The 15903-nt window shown below is 33.9% G+C and carries 15 protein-coding genes; 8 read left to right on the top strand and 7 right to left on the bottom strand.

The window, feature by feature from the left end:
• Position 1: 1 nt before the first annotated feature.
• Genes BK011_09735 through BK011_09725 form a run of 3 tightly spaced genes read left to right on the top strand, consistent with a single transcriptional unit; the run spans position 2 to position 3275 of the window.
• On the top strand, positions 2 to 826 hold the full coding sequence (locus tag BK011_09735; GenBank protein ID AUD65952.1) for a hypothetical protein: 825 nt from the start codon (positions 2 to 4) through the stop codon (positions 824 to 826).
• 43 nt (positions 827 to 869) lie between these two features.
• Positions 870 to 1994, top strand: a complete 1125-nt coding sequence (locus BK011_09730) for an acyl-protein synthetase (protein ID AUD65951.1) — start codon at positions 870 to 872, stop codon at positions 1992 to 1994.
• Between the two features lie 9 nt (positions 1995 to 2003).
• On the top strand, positions 2004 to 3275 hold the full coding sequence (locus tag BK011_09725; GenBank protein AUD65950.1) for a hypothetical protein: 1272 nt from the start codon (positions 2004 to 2006) through the stop codon (positions 3273 to 3275).
• A gap of 64 nt (positions 3276 to 3339) precedes the next feature.
• On the opposite strand, the gene BK011_09720 is transcribed toward BK011_09725, so the two are convergent.
• Entirely contained in the window at positions 3340 to 4383 is a 1044-nt protein-coding gene (locus tag BK011_09720) for an LD-carboxypeptidase (GenBank protein AUD65949.1), read from the bottom strand.
• A gap of 303 nt (positions 4384 to 4686) precedes the next feature.
• Here BK011_09720 and BK011_09715 point away from each other — a divergent pair, with 303 nt between their 5' ends.
• The 3 genes from BK011_09715 to BK011_09705 are packed head-to-tail and all read left to right on the top strand — an operon-like array spanning position 4687 to position 7001.
• The gene (locus BK011_09715; GenBank protein ID AUD65948.1) at positions 4687 to 5640 is read left to right on the top strand and encodes a hypothetical protein; all 954 of its coding nucleotides are present in this window, start codon (positions 4687 to 4689) and stop codon (positions 5638 to 5640) included.
• A gap of 47 nt (positions 5641 to 5687) precedes the next feature.
• Positions 5688 to 6491, top strand: coding sequence for a hypothetical protein (locus tag BK011_09710; GenBank protein ID AUD65947.1), 804 nt, complete (start codon positions 5688 to 5690; stop codon positions 6489 to 6491).
• A 21-nt stretch (positions 6492 to 6512) separates the two neighbouring features.
• Positions 6513 to 7001 (top strand): hypothetical protein, encoded by a 489-nt coding sequence (locus BK011_09705; GenBank protein AUD65946.1) that lies wholly within the window; start codon positions 6513 to 6515, stop codon positions 6999 to 7001.
• Positions 7002 to 7088: 87 nt separating this feature from the next.
• On the opposite strand, the gene BK011_09700 is transcribed toward BK011_09705, so the two are convergent.
• The 5 genes from BK011_09700 to BK011_09680 are packed head-to-tail and all read right to left on the bottom strand — an operon-like array spanning position 7089 to position 13316.
• Positions 7089 to 8798 (bottom strand): hypothetical protein, encoded by a 1710-nt coding sequence (locus BK011_09700; GenBank protein ID AUD65945.1) that lies wholly within the window; start codon positions 8796 to 8798, stop codon positions 7089 to 7091.
• Positions 8799 to 8853: 55 nt separating this feature from the next.
• Positions 8854 to 10011, bottom strand: coding sequence for an oligopeptide ABC transporter ATP-binding protein (locus tag BK011_09695; GenBank protein AUD65944.1), 1158 nt, complete (start codon positions 10009 to 10011; stop codon positions 8854 to 8856).
• The gene (locus tag BK011_09690) at positions 10004 to 11128 is read right to left on the bottom strand and encodes a peptide ABC transporter ATP-binding protein (protein ID AUD65943.1); all 1125 of its coding nucleotides are present in this window, start codon (positions 11126 to 11128) and stop codon (positions 10004 to 10006) included. The genes BK011_09695 and BK011_09690 overlap by 8 nt, the downstream gene beginning before the upstream one ends.
• 8 nt (positions 11129 to 11136) lie before the next feature.
• Positions 11137 to 12390, bottom strand: coding sequence for a peptide ABC transporter permease (locus tag BK011_09685; GenBank protein ID AUD65942.1), 1254 nt, complete (start codon positions 12388 to 12390; stop codon positions 11137 to 11139).
• An 8-nt stretch (positions 12391 to 12398) separates the two neighbouring features.
• Positions 12399 to 13316 (bottom strand): peptide ABC transporter permease, encoded by a 918-nt coding sequence (locus BK011_09680; protein AUD65941.1) that lies wholly within the window; start codon positions 13314 to 13316, stop codon positions 12399 to 12401.
• A 202-nt stretch (positions 13317 to 13518) separates the two neighbouring features.
• Between BK011_09680 and BK011_09675 the strand changes: the two genes are divergently transcribed.
• Both BK011_09675 and BK011_09670 read left to right on the top strand, forming a co-directional pair.
• Entirely contained in the window at positions 13519 to 14106 is a 588-nt protein-coding gene (locus tag BK011_09675; GenBank protein AUD65940.1) for a hypothetical protein, read from the top strand.
• 125 nt (positions 14107 to 14231) lie between these two features.
• Positions 14232 to 15296, top strand: a complete 1065-nt coding sequence (locus BK011_09670; GenBank protein ID AUD65939.1) for an ADP-ribosylglycohydrolase — start codon at positions 14232 to 14234, stop codon at positions 15294 to 15296.
• A gap of 54 nt (positions 15297 to 15350) precedes the next feature.
• Here the strand turns inward: BK011_09670 and BK011_09665 are convergent, their stop codons facing one another.
• The gene (locus tag BK011_09665; protein AUD65938.1) at positions 15351 to 15884 is read right to left on the bottom strand and encodes a GNAT family N-acetyltransferase; all 534 of its coding nucleotides are present in this window, start codon (positions 15882 to 15884) and stop codon (positions 15351 to 15353) included.
• Between the last annotated feature and the right edge of the window lie 19 nt (positions 15885 to 15903).

The following is a 15903-nucleotide window of genomic DNA, read 5'->3' as shown; positions in this document are numbered from 1 at the left end:
TATGCCATCAGGTTCTCACGGTGGAAGAAGAGGCGGTCACAGCTTTGGAGGATCTAGAATTGGAAGTTCTAAAGGTATCAAATTTGGATCTTTTCAGCGTCGAGATAATGACTATCATCGATATAGATATCCTTTCTTCAGAAGATCATACACAACAGGTTCATCCGGATATAATTCAGGACCAAAAATCGGTCCTTTAATATCCTTTTTAGTCTTTGGGCTTGTCATATGTAGTGTTTTCTTTTTTACACAACTTTCTAAAATAAACCAAATCAAAAGGGATCAGTCATACTACTTCAATATGATTGAAACAGCTGAACCTAATCAATATGTCACTGCAAAAGTCACAAATCAGTTTCTAGGTGAAGGTGGTAAGTATTATATCACTTATAATATAGAAGATTCTAACTTTGATTTATGGTATGAAGATGGGTATACGTATTCTATTTACACGGTAGAAGAAGCTTCTCGGATTTTTAGAAGAGGAGAAATCCAAATTGTTGTTGATAGATTACCATTAACATCTGATACAGATTCTATCAATGCCGATTATATGAATTTTGATTTATCTGATGATGGAAGTTATGTTGAAGCAGTTCGATTGAGTAGGATTGCATTAGGCATTGGATTGATTTTGATTTTCTCAATTATTCTATCTTTAACATATTACTTCAAGACATCGAGTTCGCAAAGATCAAGTCTAGATCAATATACTAATGATGATACCCAGGAGAAAAAAGACTATTGTTTATATTGTGGCTCTGTGATTGCTAAAGATAAGACTAAATGTCCGAATTGTGGCGCAATAAGGTCATATTCCAGATAATAAATAATGTTTAGTAAGTCTATATAATAAATCTTTGGAGGTCATGATGAAAAGAAGATATGCAAGAAAACTGTTTAACTTGAAAAGACCATATGATTTGAAAAAATCAGATGATCTATTTTGTCTTGCGATGCGAGAAAACGCAATGTATCATTATAATAACTGCGAAGATTATAAGCGGATATTAGATGAAGCAAATTTCGACCCAACAAACATTGAATCTATCGATGATTTGATAGATCTACCATTTATTCCAACTTTATATTTTAAACACCATGAACTTTTTTCAAAACCTTTATGGAAAATGCCAATCAAAGCTACTTCTTCAGGTACTTCGACAGGTTTTAAAAGTAAGATTGCCTTAAGTGTAGGTGACCTTTGGCGTGGTTTTAAGATGATAAAGCGATTGTTTGCGGTGCATAAGTTGTGGTCTATGAGACCAGTCACTTATTTGATATTCGGATATGAGCCAACAAAACATAGTGATGCGGGTATCATGAAAACTGCATATGGTTTTACTTATGTTGCACCTGCAAAGAAGAGAATCTATGCAATCCGCTATTCAAAAGAAAAGGGATATCAAGTAGATTTAGAACATATGAAACAAGCTTTTATTTCTGCATCTAAAAAAAGAACACCGATTCGAACCATAGGTTTTCCAGCATACACATATTTTTTGCTTAAAGAAATGGAAGCTGAAGGTATCAAACTCACTATGCCTAAAGGATCCAAAATCACTGTAGGTGGTGGATGGAAACAGTTTTATGCAGAAAAAGTAGATAAACAAGAATTCTATCGACTTGTGCATGATGTCTTAGGCATTAAAGAGAAAAACTGTGTTGAATTCTTTGGTGCGGTTGAACATCCTATTTTATACATTGATTGTGAACATCATCATTTTCATGTACCTGCTTATGCAAGGGTAATTATTAGAGATCCCGATACATTTAAACCAGTGCCTAATGGACAAATAGGACTTATTAATTTATTGACACCTATGGTTGAAGGTACTCCACTCTTATCGATCATGACAGATGATTTGGGGATTTTACACGATGAAGGATGTTCATGTGGTGCGCAATCACCATGGCTGGAAATCATAGGACGTGTAGGTATAAAAGATATTACGACTTGTGCACAAGGTGCAGAAGATCTCTTGAAGAGCTGAGGTGATTATATGATTTTATATCATGGTGAAATATTAGAAAATCATAAGCAATCAGAAAAACTTAAGTCACTTAGAAATGATTGTTATAAGACATTACAAGCTCAAGATCGTTTGAATATTGATGATGTTGTTATGGCATGTGATAAGCTCGCTCAAAAAGTTAAACAAGGAGCATATGATGATTTGATACTGCCATTACTCGAAGAGTTTGATATTCCTTATGATTATTTTTTGAACCACATGCCTATGTTTGAAAAAGATGCATTATTCAAAAAAATGGAAATTGAGTTAGGTAAAGATTATCAATCTTTAGAAGGTTTAAATGAGCATGTCCAAAGAAAAATATATCCATTAGGTATATTATTTCATATTGCAGCAGGTAATGTTGATGCTTTACCTGCATATTCAGTCATTGAAGGATTACTCGCTGGAAATATAAATATTTTAAAACTACCTTCAGGTGACAGAGGTGTGTCGGTTAAACTGTTATCTGAACTAATCGAGATAGAACCTAAATTAAAACCATACATATATGTTTTTGATGTGCCATCAACTGAACTTGAAACTTTGAAGATGTTTGCTGATATTGCAGATGCGATTATTGTTTGGGGAGGTGATGTTGCCGTTAAGGCAGCACGATCAATGGCTTCTGTGACAACCAAAATTATTGAATGGGGGCACAAACTGTCATTTGGCTATGCGACACTGGATGCAAGCGATGAAGACTTAATAGGCATTGCCAATCACATGGCAATGACCAATCAAGTTTTATGTTCGTCTGCACAAGGTATATTTGTTGATACTGATTCGAGAGAAGAACTTGATCAGTTTGCTGATCGATTTTTCAAGATATTTATTGACGTAAATCGTAAGCATAAGCCTATCCCATTTGGTATGAAAAGTAAAAACGCATTACAGTTATACAATGAAAAACTAGAACAACACGAAACACGTAAAAAGATTTGGCAACAAGACGGCATCAGTGTAATGACATCTGATGATTCAAATCTAGAATTATCCATGCTTTTTAGAAGTATTTGGATTAAAATGCTTCCAAAAGAACACATTATCACCACCTTAAAACCACATAAGAATCATTTACAAACTGTTGGACTCATGGTGTCTAGAAATGACTATCAAACTTATGCATCATTATTAATTCATGCAGGTGTTACAAGATTAACAAAAGCCAATAACATGTCTAGAATGATAACTGGAGAAAGTCATGATGGTAGTTTTCCATTAAGACTTTATACGAAAGTAGTAGAATTAGAAAAGTAGATCAATCGAAAACAAAAAGAGGATATCCTTAATCGGGTATCCTCTTTATAATGATGTGTTTGTTTTATGCTGTCACGCCAGAATCGTCAATAATGAATGTTCTTTGTTCACAATCAATGGTTGCTTTTGCCCCAAAAGGAATCGTGATCATAGGTGCTGTGTGTCCGAAATTTAGATTATATAATATAGGCAAATCCTTAAGTTTTAGTTCGTCACGTACGATCTTTAAAATACTGTTTTTATATTCGTCATAGTATTTCATATCGAAAGGTTTCCCAAAGACAATACCTTTCACACGATTTAAAATACCAATGGAACCATAGTTTCTAAGCCAGTATTCAATATAATCAGGTGTAGGAACATCTTCAGATGTTTCAAAGAATAAGATTGCATCATTCCACTGATCCAAACTTGGCCAAATTGTTGTTGCTTTTATCATTTCCATGACTTCGATACATCCACCAATGAGATGACCAGAGACGATACCTTTACCTTGTAAGAGTTCATATCCTTCATTTGGTGCTTGATGTCTTTGGATATCTTTTGTTTCTTGATGCCATCTTAGGTGTTGATCAACCCAATAGGAAGCTGGTTTAATTTCTCCTATAGGTAAATCGCTAAATAATGCCTTTTTTAAGTGCTCTACTGTATAATCATGCATCTCAACATTCTCAGCAAACTCTGCTAATAATGAAGGACCATAAAAGCTACTAAGACCAGCCTTCAGACACATAAAATGAGCGACAGTCGTATCTGAATAACCAATAAAGATTTTAGGATTGTCTTTAATCACATCAAAATCAATGTATGGTAACATTCTGATACTATCATCACCACCAATGGTAGAAAAGATTGCTTTTATGTTTGGATCTTTAAAGGCAGCCATTAAATCTTCTGCACGTTTTTCCGGGTGATTATAAACGAATTCAGGACTTTTTAATGTGTGAGGCATCTCTATAAGATTTAATCCAAAAACTTCTTTTAATCGGTTTTTAGCCAAGTCATATCGAAAGCTAGTGTTTGGATCACCTGCACCACCCCATGATAAACTGACTGAAGCTACAGTATCTCCTGGATTTAACTTTTTAGGTTTGATTAAGGGTTTCATAGTGTTTTTATAAACGTATTTAATACGTGCTCCTTTCCTTGACAGTTATCATTATTTTACTTTATTCTTAGGCATTAAACAACCTCAGTATATGCAAAATCTTTCTTTTTAGGGATTGTATCAAAGGTAAGAAAAACAAAATTCAAATCACTACTGGCCGATTGCGTGTAAAAATTATATAATGATAACAAATGTTATAAAAGGCTAACATTGATTTTACAAGAAATAATGCTTAGTTGTTAAAGAAAAGGAATGGGCAATGTTTAAGGATTGATATGTCTTATACTGCTCAAAAGGGAAATAATGAAAATCAATATAAATCACAGTGAACATATCATCAATCAAATTTTAAGTGAGTGCAATTTAGATGCTAAAGAGATTGAAGTGTTTCAGAGTAATGATCGGGTATGCGATTATCTAGTTAATCAAAGTTTGATGCTAAGAATTTCAGAACATACATTAGATGAAGTTCATAAGCTTTTAAGATTAAATGTTTTGCAGGGTACTCAAAGAGTATATGGACATGGTTGCATAATACATCAAAAGAATAAGATAAACTATATGCTCTTAGATTTTTTTCATGGGTCAAATTTATATGATACCATACCTGCTTTATCGACTGACAATGCTATTGAAATAGGAAAAGATATTGCTAAAGCACTAAAACAATTACATCAAATAAAAGGTGATCAATATGATATTGGGCATTATATTCCAACAATTCCAAAGCACAGAGGAAGCTGGAAATCAGGTCATCAAAAATATATAAGTTTATTACATAATCAAATCAAACAAGTAGATCTTTCTGCTGATGATCAACAAACGATAGCATTAGCTTTTAAATATATGTATCATCATATAGATAGTTTAAATTTTGAAGAAGGTCCAGTAATACTCCACAATGACTTGCACCCCAAAAATATTATCATTAATCAAAATAGATATGTTGGTATGATAGATTGGGAGTGTTCACAATATGGATCATATGATTTCGAATTTACCAACTTAATTCATTGGTGTATATATCCTATGGATTTAGATAGAAGTTTTGAAACACTATTAAAATCGATACTTGATCACTATGATCACTTTTGGACGATTCCGATGTTAGCCGAAAGATTTACAATTTATCAGTTAGAACATGAGATCAATCAAATCATATGGAATCAAGGAAATCAAATAGAAGATAGAATACGTCGAATCAATGGATGGCTTTCAGGTTTGATACACCAATTTTTTGATAAAATCCATGATTAACGATAATAATCACATCGATATTGTAATTGTATGAATGGAGAGATAGTATGAAAAATTTGGGCAATTATAAACTAGAAGACTTTGCAAAAAGCAGAGTAGGAACAGTTGATATTGGTTATGCAAGTAAGATGAAGCATCAAATAACATCACTCATAGAACTAGATGTAACTGAAGCAAGAAAAATGTTAAGAGAACTTAAAAAGGAAAATAAAGGCCTATCTTTTAATGCATGGATGATTAAATGCATCAGTAAAGCAGTTGAAGAAAACAAATCGATTCATGGCATTAGAAAAGGTAAGAAAAAAATTGTTATATTCGATGATATTGATATAACAATCATGATTGAAAGAGAAGCTGATGGCATCAAAGTACCGCTACCTTATCTCATTCGAAAGACTAATGAAAAATCGATTAGTGATATTGCTTTAGAGATTGCTAATGCTCAAAATCAAGCTATAAACAACGAAGGCGATTATGTCTTAGGTGAAAAGAAAAATGCTCGTATGATGAATATTTATGCTAGAGCTCCTAGGTTTTTAAGAAGGTTTATATGGAAGAGAATTTTACATAGTCCATTTTTAACAAAATCGAACATGGGAACAGTGATGATTACTTCTGTAGGTATGATTGGTAGAATTAATGGATGGGTCATTCCTAAAAGTGTTCATCCGCTTTCTTTTGCGATTGGTTCTATTATTAAAAAGCCAGGTATTGTTAAAGGCAATATCGAAATTAGAGATTATTTGTATGTGACTGTACTAGTTGATCATGATGTCATCGATGGTGCACCAGCGATTAGAGCTCTTTCAAAAATGGTTGAACTGATTGAAAAAGGTCATGGGTTGAAATAAATACGAACGATGGAGTTAATTATGAAAAAGAAGAAAGATACATTCATTGTGTTTTTACCGGTTTATATTTTTATAACAGTACTCACGGTTGTTTCAGTAAGTATGTACATATTGATGATGACAGTAGGTAGAAATGATAGTGTTACGACAGGTGTCATCATTATAGGGGTTTTAATGTTTTTAATTTTCCCACTTGGATTATGGATCTGGGCTTTTCTGTATTTGCTACCCCAAGTTAAAATTAGTGAGAAAGGTATAGATAGAAAACTACTTTGGATGAAAAAGAGTGTGTCTTGGAAAGAAGTTAAAGAAATCACGATGATTCATACACCAACACAAGGATGGTTATTCTTTTCTGAGTCCGAGATTGTGATTAAAGGTAGTGGATTTTGGGAGATATCAAAATATCGATTGAAGAAAGCTAATATATTTATAGCAAGTAATGATCAAATATTGGAAGTTGTTAATACCTATGCACCAGAAGAACTACTTCCTATTAAACACAAATGATCTATGAGATTTTAGTCTAATTAAATAGACAAAAAAAAGAGTTTAAAGTGATGAGTACACTTTAAACTCTTTTGCTTGAGTTAAATATTATTTGTCTACACTAGCAGTTGAGAAATCAATAGTTCCCAATACTGATCTTGACCAACCAGTTACTATAGAACTTACCATGAGTACATCACTATAGTGATAAATTGGAATCACTGGCATATCTTCCATAAAGATTTCATGAGCTGCATATAAAGCATTAAAGTGAGCAGCAGCAGTAGTTGCGTCTCTAGCATCTTCTAATGCATCTTCAAAATCAGGATTATAATAATCAGGGTCATTATAGGCATTACCTTGAGTGAAGATACCAATCATACCTGATGGGTCCATGAAGTCTGTTAACCATCCGCCACGAGATAGATCGTAAGCACCATCAGTTCTTGTGTCTTGGAATGTTGCCCATTCTTCGTTACCTAGTTTAATTTCAAAGCCTAGGTTTTCAGACCACATTTCTTGAATCAGTACACCAACTTGAGCATGTGCTTCACTTGTGTTATATAAGTATGTCTTAGTTTCAAGTTCTGCTCTTAAGTCAGCAAGTGGGGTTGATGAGTTTGGATATAGTTCATCAGCAGCATCCTCAAAGTAAGCGACAGCTTCGTCGTACATGCTGTCATCAACAGCAATTTCAGAATCATCTTTACTGTTTTCGTAGAAATCTTCTTCGTTATGATCTTTAAATCCAGGAGGAATAAATCCAGCAGCTGGAACTGCACCTGTACCAATCGCTTCAGTGATTGCTGTACGGTCAATAGATAAAGTTAAAGCATAACGTAGATTTTGATTACCGAATATTTCAACATCACGATTACCGATATCTCTAGTACCTCCAATAGGCGTACCAGATAAGTTGAAATTCACATAATAAGTTCCTAGTAAAGCAAAAGTATAGAACTCATCTGATGTTACAGATAGATTTGGTATTAAATCAGATGGAACATCATTTAATACATCAAGTTCACCTGCATAATATCTTGCATAAGAAGTTGTTGCTAAATCGATGAAATATCCATTGATTTTTTGAATACCAACTTCATCTTCATTCCAATAGTGTTCATTCTTTTCAAGTTCAAGATGATCTCCAACTTCATAATAAGTCAATTTAAAAGGTCCATTAGAAATAGCTTTTTCAGGATCTTTAGCCCATGCACCTTCACCTGCGATTGTAGCACTTTCAGGAACTGGCATGAAATGATAAAATGCCATCAGTGATACAAACCAGTTTGTTGGCGCAGTTAATGTAACTTCGAATTGAGCACCATCATTTAGCGATTTAATACCAACATCATCAGCAAGTGCATCAAGTTCGGCATCTGTACTTTCTGAATCAGCAAATGCAAATTCATTAGCACCTACAACATTAGTGTATTCCCAAATCCATGAGTATTCAGAAGCATTTCGTGGATCCATGCCTCTTAACCAAGATCTAACAAAATCGTCAGCAGTTAAAGCTGTTCCATCTGACCATTTAGCATCTTCTCTAATGTTAAATGTATACGTTAGACCATCTGAAGACATTTCCCAAGATTCCGCCATACCAGGATAGACAACACCATTTTTTTCTCTAACTAGACCTTCAAACGTGTTGTTGATGACGTCCCCACCATCACTAGCACCGTTTAGACCTGGATCCAAAGTTTTTGGATCAGCGCCGATATTCCAATTAAGTGTATTGGCATCGACTCCGCCACCACAAGCGATGAGTGTGAACAAGGTTGCGATAGCGACTAAAACTAACAACATTTTTCTCATAACTCTAAATCTCCTCCATTTTTTATTTATTTCAAATAATCATAATCTGATATGGTTATTTCAAATCATTGATATCTTTGACGAAGTGGCAAGCTGCATAATGGTCTTTTTTGATTTCTTCAAAGACTGGATCTTCTGTGAAACATCTATCTTTTGCATATGGACAGCGTCCTGCAAATCTACAACCAGGTTTTGGATTAATTGGTGATGTGACTTCACCTTTTAGTATCATTCGTTTACTTTTTTTATTTGCTTGTGGATCAGGTAGTGGAATCGATGATAACAAACTCTTTGTATAGGGATGTAAAGGTTCTTCATAAAGTGCATCACTAGACGCAAGTTCCATCATTTTTCCTAAATACATAACTCCAATGCGATCACTGATGTGTTTAACCATGGATAAATCATGTGCAATAAACAAATATGTTAATCCGAATTGTTCTTGGAGATCTTCAAGCATATTAACAACTTGTGCTTGAATTGAAACATCAAGTGCACTGATTGGTTCATCACATATAATCATTTTTGAGTTCATTGCTAAAGATCTAGCAATACCAATTCTTTGGCGTTGACCCCCACTAAATTCATGTGGATATCTTGAGGCATGTTCTTTTTTTAATCCAACAGTTTCTAATAGACTAAAGACTCTTTCTTCTATGGCCTTACCTTCTAGTAATTGATGTGTTTTTATTCCTTCAGAGATGATTTCAGAAACAGTCATTCTAGGATTAAGAGAAGTAAATGGGTCTTGGAATATCATTTGAATGTCACGAGGATTGCGTTTGATGTCCTTTTGTTTTTGCAGAGCCTCATGTTTCTTATGCATTTCTTGATCAACTTTTTCTTTATATAGTTTTTTTAAAGTCGTTATTTCATCTATGCGACTTTTTGGTATCTTTTGTACATTTTCTTTAAGTTCATCCAGGATTTCATGGATGTTTTGATCAAACTCATCTGTACCAATAGAAATGAGTTTACCTTCAAAGTATACTTCTCCACCAGTGTTCTCGTATAGACCAATGATGGTTCTACCACATGTTGTTTTACCACATCCACTTTCACCAACAAGTCCAAATGTTTCACCCTCATAGATATCAAAACTGACACCATCAACCGCTTTTAACGTTTTAGTAACTCTACCTAAAAGTGAGTGTTTAATATAGAAGTGCTTTTTAAGGTTGCTCACCCGTAACAAAACTTTATCTTTATTCATGATTTCTCACCTCTGACTTTGTAAAGCCTTCAACATCTGGAGCATTTGGGTCTTGAAGCCAACAAGCAGATACTTGAGTCTCACTGATTTTATATAAAGGTGGAGCTTCTTTGATACATGCCTCCATAGCAAATGGACATCTTGGGCTAAATGGACATCCTTTAGGTGGGCTCATGAGATCTGGTGGGGATCCAGGAATAGGTATGAGTCTATTTTTTTGACCAACAACATCTTTTGGAATGGATTGATGAAGTCCTTTGGTATAAGGATGCTGAGGATTATAAAATATTTCATCAACAGTCCCTTTTTCCATGATCATACCACCATACATGACAATAACATCTTGACAAAGTTCTGCAATAACTCCTAAATCATGTGTGATGAAGATAATGGATGTATCTAAATCTTTTTTAATGGTTTTTAGTAAATCTAGTATTTGTGCTTGAATAGTTACGTCTAGTGCTGTTGTTGGTTCATCTGCAATGATAAGTTTTGGTTCACAAGCTAAAGCCATAGCAACCAGTGCTCTTTGTCTCATACCACCAGAAAATTGATGAGGATATTCTTTAATTCTTGTTTCTGGTTCGGGTATGCCTACTAGTTTTAAGTAGTGTATTGCACGGTCTAATGCTTCATTTTTATTTAGTTTTCTTGTAATCCCTTTTTCAAGGTTTTTTAATGTTTTTTCTCTTTCTTTTAGATCTTTAATGTCTTGAGCTTCTTTAACTGCTTGTTCAGATGTAATATGAACATGTCTTAAGATAACTTCAATCATTTGATTTTTAATCGTATATACAGGATTTAATGAAGTCATGGGATCTTGGAAAATCATGGCGATTTCTTTTCCTCTATAATCTTGTATATCTTTGTTTGACAGTTTGACTAGATCTACACCATCAAAAATGATTTCACCTTCAGTGATTTTTCCTGGATCATCGACTAAGCGCATAATGGATAGACTAGATACACTCTTGCCACTGCCAGACTCTCCAACAATGCCTAAGATGCCACCTCTTTTGAGTTCGAAGCTTATACCTCTAACTGCCTGAACTTCTCCAAGATGGGTGAAAAATGAAGTTCTTAGGTTTTTAACTTCTAGTATGTTATCTTTTTTCATTTTCCCACCTATCCTTTTCTAAGTCTTGGATCAAGTGCATCACGAAGACCATCACCTAAAAAGTTAAATGCAAGCATCATAAACGCAATTGCGATTGATGGAATAAACAGTTGATATGGGTAGGTTTGCATAAATCTCGAACCATCATTTGCAAGGGATCCAAGTGATGCTTTGGGTGCTGATATGCCTAAACCAATAAAACTTAAGAATGCTTCAGTAAAAACTGCAGTAGGAATCATCATTGCCATAGTAACAATGATTGGACCAAGAGCGTTAGGAATTAAATGTTTTTGAATGATCTTTTTATTAGATACACCCATTGTTCTTGCAGCTAAAACATATTCTTGTTCTTTAAGACTTAACACTTGAGCTCTTACGAGTCTCGCCATACCTACCCAGTAGACACTAATGAGAGTGATAATGATTGTACCTAAGCCACCTGTACCAAACAGTTTATCTAGTATGTTTTGCTCAAACCAACTCTCTTTTAATACAACCATAAGTAAGATAACATATAGAAGTAGAGGTATTGAGTTTATGATATCTACAATGCGCATCATAATCATATCGGTATTTTTTCCAAAAAACCCAGAGATGCTACCATAAATAACACCGATAAAGAAGTTGATGATTGCTGCAATGAAAGCAATAACTAATGATATTCCAGTTCCATACATCAGTCTTGCAAGCATGTCTCTACCATTTAAATCGGTTCCCAAAATATATGTTTTATTCCAAACATTATCGTAAGCTTCTTTATATTCAACACCTTCATATGTAAAGCTATAGCGAATACCTTCTAGCTTTTTAATAGGGTCTGTTTGATAAGAGAAGTCTACAAGAATAGCAGCAATTTCGTTATCTTGTTCATCGTATAATCTGTAAGTTCTTGTTCGGTTTACTAAATCTTTATCTGCCTCTGCTAGACTAAATCGCTCAATCAGATGACCATCTTCTGAGACGAGTATTAAATCGAGCATTTCACTCAGGTATACATATAAATCGTCATCTAATTTATAAATTTCTAATTTTGGTGGAATATTTTTATAATCTAGTTCTTGACTACTATAATCGTGAGGATTGATAAATGGACCTATGGTAGCAAAAAGTATGATAAGTATAACACAAACAAGACCAACAAGAGCTAGATGGTTTTTCTTTAATCTTCGCCAAACATCTTGCCAGTAAGTTAAGCTTTTTCGTGTTTGCTCTTTATCTAATTTTTGATCTTTATCAAGAAACTTAAATTGATTTTTATCCATAACATCACCTACTTAGAAACCCTAATTCTAGGATCGATTATTGAATAAGCTAGGTCAACTAATAAAACCATGATGATATAAAATGATGCATAAAATAATGTGACACCGATAACAAGGGTATAATCTCTAGCGCCAATGGATTCAGTAAAGTATTTACCAATACCATTGATGACAAAGATTCTTTCAACGACAAAACTACCAGTCATAATAGCTGCAATCATTGGACCAATATAAGTGATGACTGGAATAAGTCCATTTTTTAATGCATGCTTGAAAATAACTTTTGATTCAGATAATCCTTTGGCACGTGCAGTTCTAATATAATCTTGTCTTAAAACTTCAAGCATACTAGATCTAGTAAGTCTAGAAACAAATGCTAAAGAATAGCCGCTAAGTGCAACCACAGGACCAAGGTAAGATATGGGTTGGGTGAGCCCTCCTACTGGCATCCAAGAAGTATTTTGGGCCAATAAAATAAACAAAGAGCCAATGACAAAGCTCGGGACAGTAATGCCTACCGTGGCCAAGATCATGACTCCGTAATCGATATATGTATTTGCTTTTAACGCTGAAATGACGCCTAAAGGGATGCCTACAACAATAATAACTATTACCGCTAATAGCCCAATTTGAAAGGTTTGGGGGATCCCTGTTGCTAATAATTCATTAACTGAATAAGCTGGTTTTCTAAAGGATGGTCCTAAGTCGCCGGTAAAAAGATTACCCATGTAAGTAAAGTACTGAACCATCAATGGTTCGTTTAAGCCGTAAGCTTCTTCAAGTCTTTCGCGGGTTGCCTCAGGCAAAGGCTTTTCTCTTGTGAAAGGTCCACCGGGGATTGCTCTTAACATGAAGAACACAAGAGTAACGACAATCAAGAGGGTTAATATAGAAAAAAGTGTTTTTCTAATAAAAAACCGATGCATAAAAGTTACCTCCTATTTAAAATCATACTGATTCATTGAGGATTTACTACAAAATTATGCTATATTTAATATATAAGTGCCGTCTTTAAGCAAATTATATAGCAATTGTGAGATTGTGTCAATATAATAAGTGATAAACTGGAAGAAACTAGGATTTTCATTAAGTGTGATATGAGATAAAAAAATTGAAAATGGTGATACTATGAAGATCAAAAAACTTTGGATAATTCCAATGGTTTTAATTGTCGTATCTGTAATAGCTTCTGTGATAGCTTTTAATCAAACAAAACGTTTAGAGTACGGATATTTATATGTTAATAATGAACCGAAAACAACTGTTTATGAGGGCGAATATGTAGCTATTATCGGTCAAACAGGAGTTGCTTCTTATATAGAAGTATCGTTATTGGATGAATATGTTGAAATTATTACATATAGAGATAACTATGTTATGCTCGATCGCTATCACCTTCAGATATCATATGATGGTATTAATCACGAAAAAGCACTAGTTAAATCGCTTATGGAAAATGAAAAAGTTCTTATTGATGAAATGAGTGAGTATCTTGTGATTCTAGATTTAAAAAAGAATCACGTGTATCATATGATGTTAGAAGTGATCGATGATGATCCTTTTACTGATGATATTGATATCGTTTTTGTAAACTTACCTGAACATGTATACAATTTAAAAACACTTATGGAAGGTATTGCTGTTACAACTTTAGTTTTTACTGTTATTTCTTCAATAACAATAGTAACAATTATAATATTAAAAAAAGATAGTTAAGTTTATAAATATGGATGGATGTTTTGATTGAATATCTGTCCCATTTTTTTGATTAAGTAAAGGCGTATAGATCAATGATTGTTTCTAAATTTGATATAATTAGACTAAATTAGTGGAGGTGTGTCATGAACATAAAAGATAGGGCACAAGGTGCTTTTATAGGTGCTTTAATTGGAGAAGCTTTGGGTGTTGGTCCACATTGGTTTTATAATCTAGATGAGCAACATAAACACTATGGAACATGGATTGATGATTATACGACTCCTTTAGCGCATAGATATCATGGACAAATGAAAAGAGGAGATATATCTCAACAAGGTTGGATCATAAAGAAAGTTGCTGAACAATACATTAAAGATAATGGCTACAAAAAATCTGGATTTATTAAGCTTTTTGATGAGGAAATACTACCTCAGTTAGATGGTACACCTATGGGTGGTTATGGTGGATATACATCACAAGTCATGAGACATATCTATCAAAAAAGAGTCATTGAAAAGGTAGATTGGGATCATTTAGCAAGTATTAGTGATACAACAGAATCACTTGAAAGAAATATTCCAACTGCAATTTATTATGCAAAAGATTTAGCAAAAGTAGCTGAGATCGTTACAGAAAACACATGCTTAACGCAAAGTGATAATGTAACTGGATCAGTATCAGTTGCATTTAATGTTTTACTTGCTTTGATCATTCAAGGAGAACCATTTAATCAAGATATAAGTTCGAAACTCATGAAAAAAGTGTATCAAAAAGAATTACCTTTTCATGCAGTGACATCTTCAAATTTAGGTGTACCTGAAAAAGGAGAAAAAGCAAAATCTAATGAAGGGTTATTTGCATCTCCTGATGCACTGCTTTCTCCAAGTTATATGATTAGAGCAGCATTTGATCCAAATATTGTTATTGAACCAGCTTGGAAAGTTTCTTTAGTTTACGGAATGCCATGTGCTTTTTATCATATGATGCCAGCTGTTTATTATTTGGCTGCGAAATTTGGTGGTGATTTTGAATCTGGTGTTTTACATGCTATCAATGGTGGTGGACAAAACCAAGTTCGTGCCATGTTGACTGGTGCATTAATTGGTGCACAAGTGGGACTTTCAGGGATCCCCAAAAGATTTATTGAAGGACTAAATGAAAAAGAAGAACTATTGAAGTTAGCTGATAGTTTAACCGAACACTTATAAGATGTAGAAAAATAATAAAGCTCAAATCTCTTATTCGAGATTCGAGCTTTTTACTTAGAGTTCACATTCAAGTTGAAAATCCCTTGGGTCGCTTTCATAGAGTTCTTGATTAATCTCCATAGCATTTCTACATCCAATAGATCGATAAAAAGCGATGGTATCTTCAGAAGAACCTGCACAGATATATAATTTATTAGCACCCCATAATCTGGCTTCATCCATGCATAGCTTCATAAGAGTTTTACCAATGCCATGTTTTCGAAAAGGTTTGGATATAAACAATTGATCAAGTAAAACATAGCGATATGATTTTCCAAATATCGGTCGATTGAGTGTTGCAAATCCAACCAATAGATCTTGATCGTTATATGCGCCAACCGCATAACCATGATTCAAGATGGTATGTTCTAACTCCTTTTTGTGTTCATCTATGCCATTAGGGAATCCTTTTTCATCATAATCAATTGAAACCAATTTTTTGATGCCTTCTACATCTCTCCAAGCGTTTTTGATATATATAGAAGCGTCGATTTCTGACAACTTGGGAACATCATTTATGTTCATTTTTTTGTATGTTATATGAGCCATTTTTCCTCCACAAACTAAT

The organism is Tenericutes bacterium MZ-XQ, assembly GCA_002838205.1.
Lineage (GTDB): Bacteria > Bacillota_I > Bacilli_A > Acholeplasmatales > Acholeplasmataceae > Mariniplasma.
This window is presented reverse-complemented; position numbering and strand designations above follow the sequence as displayed.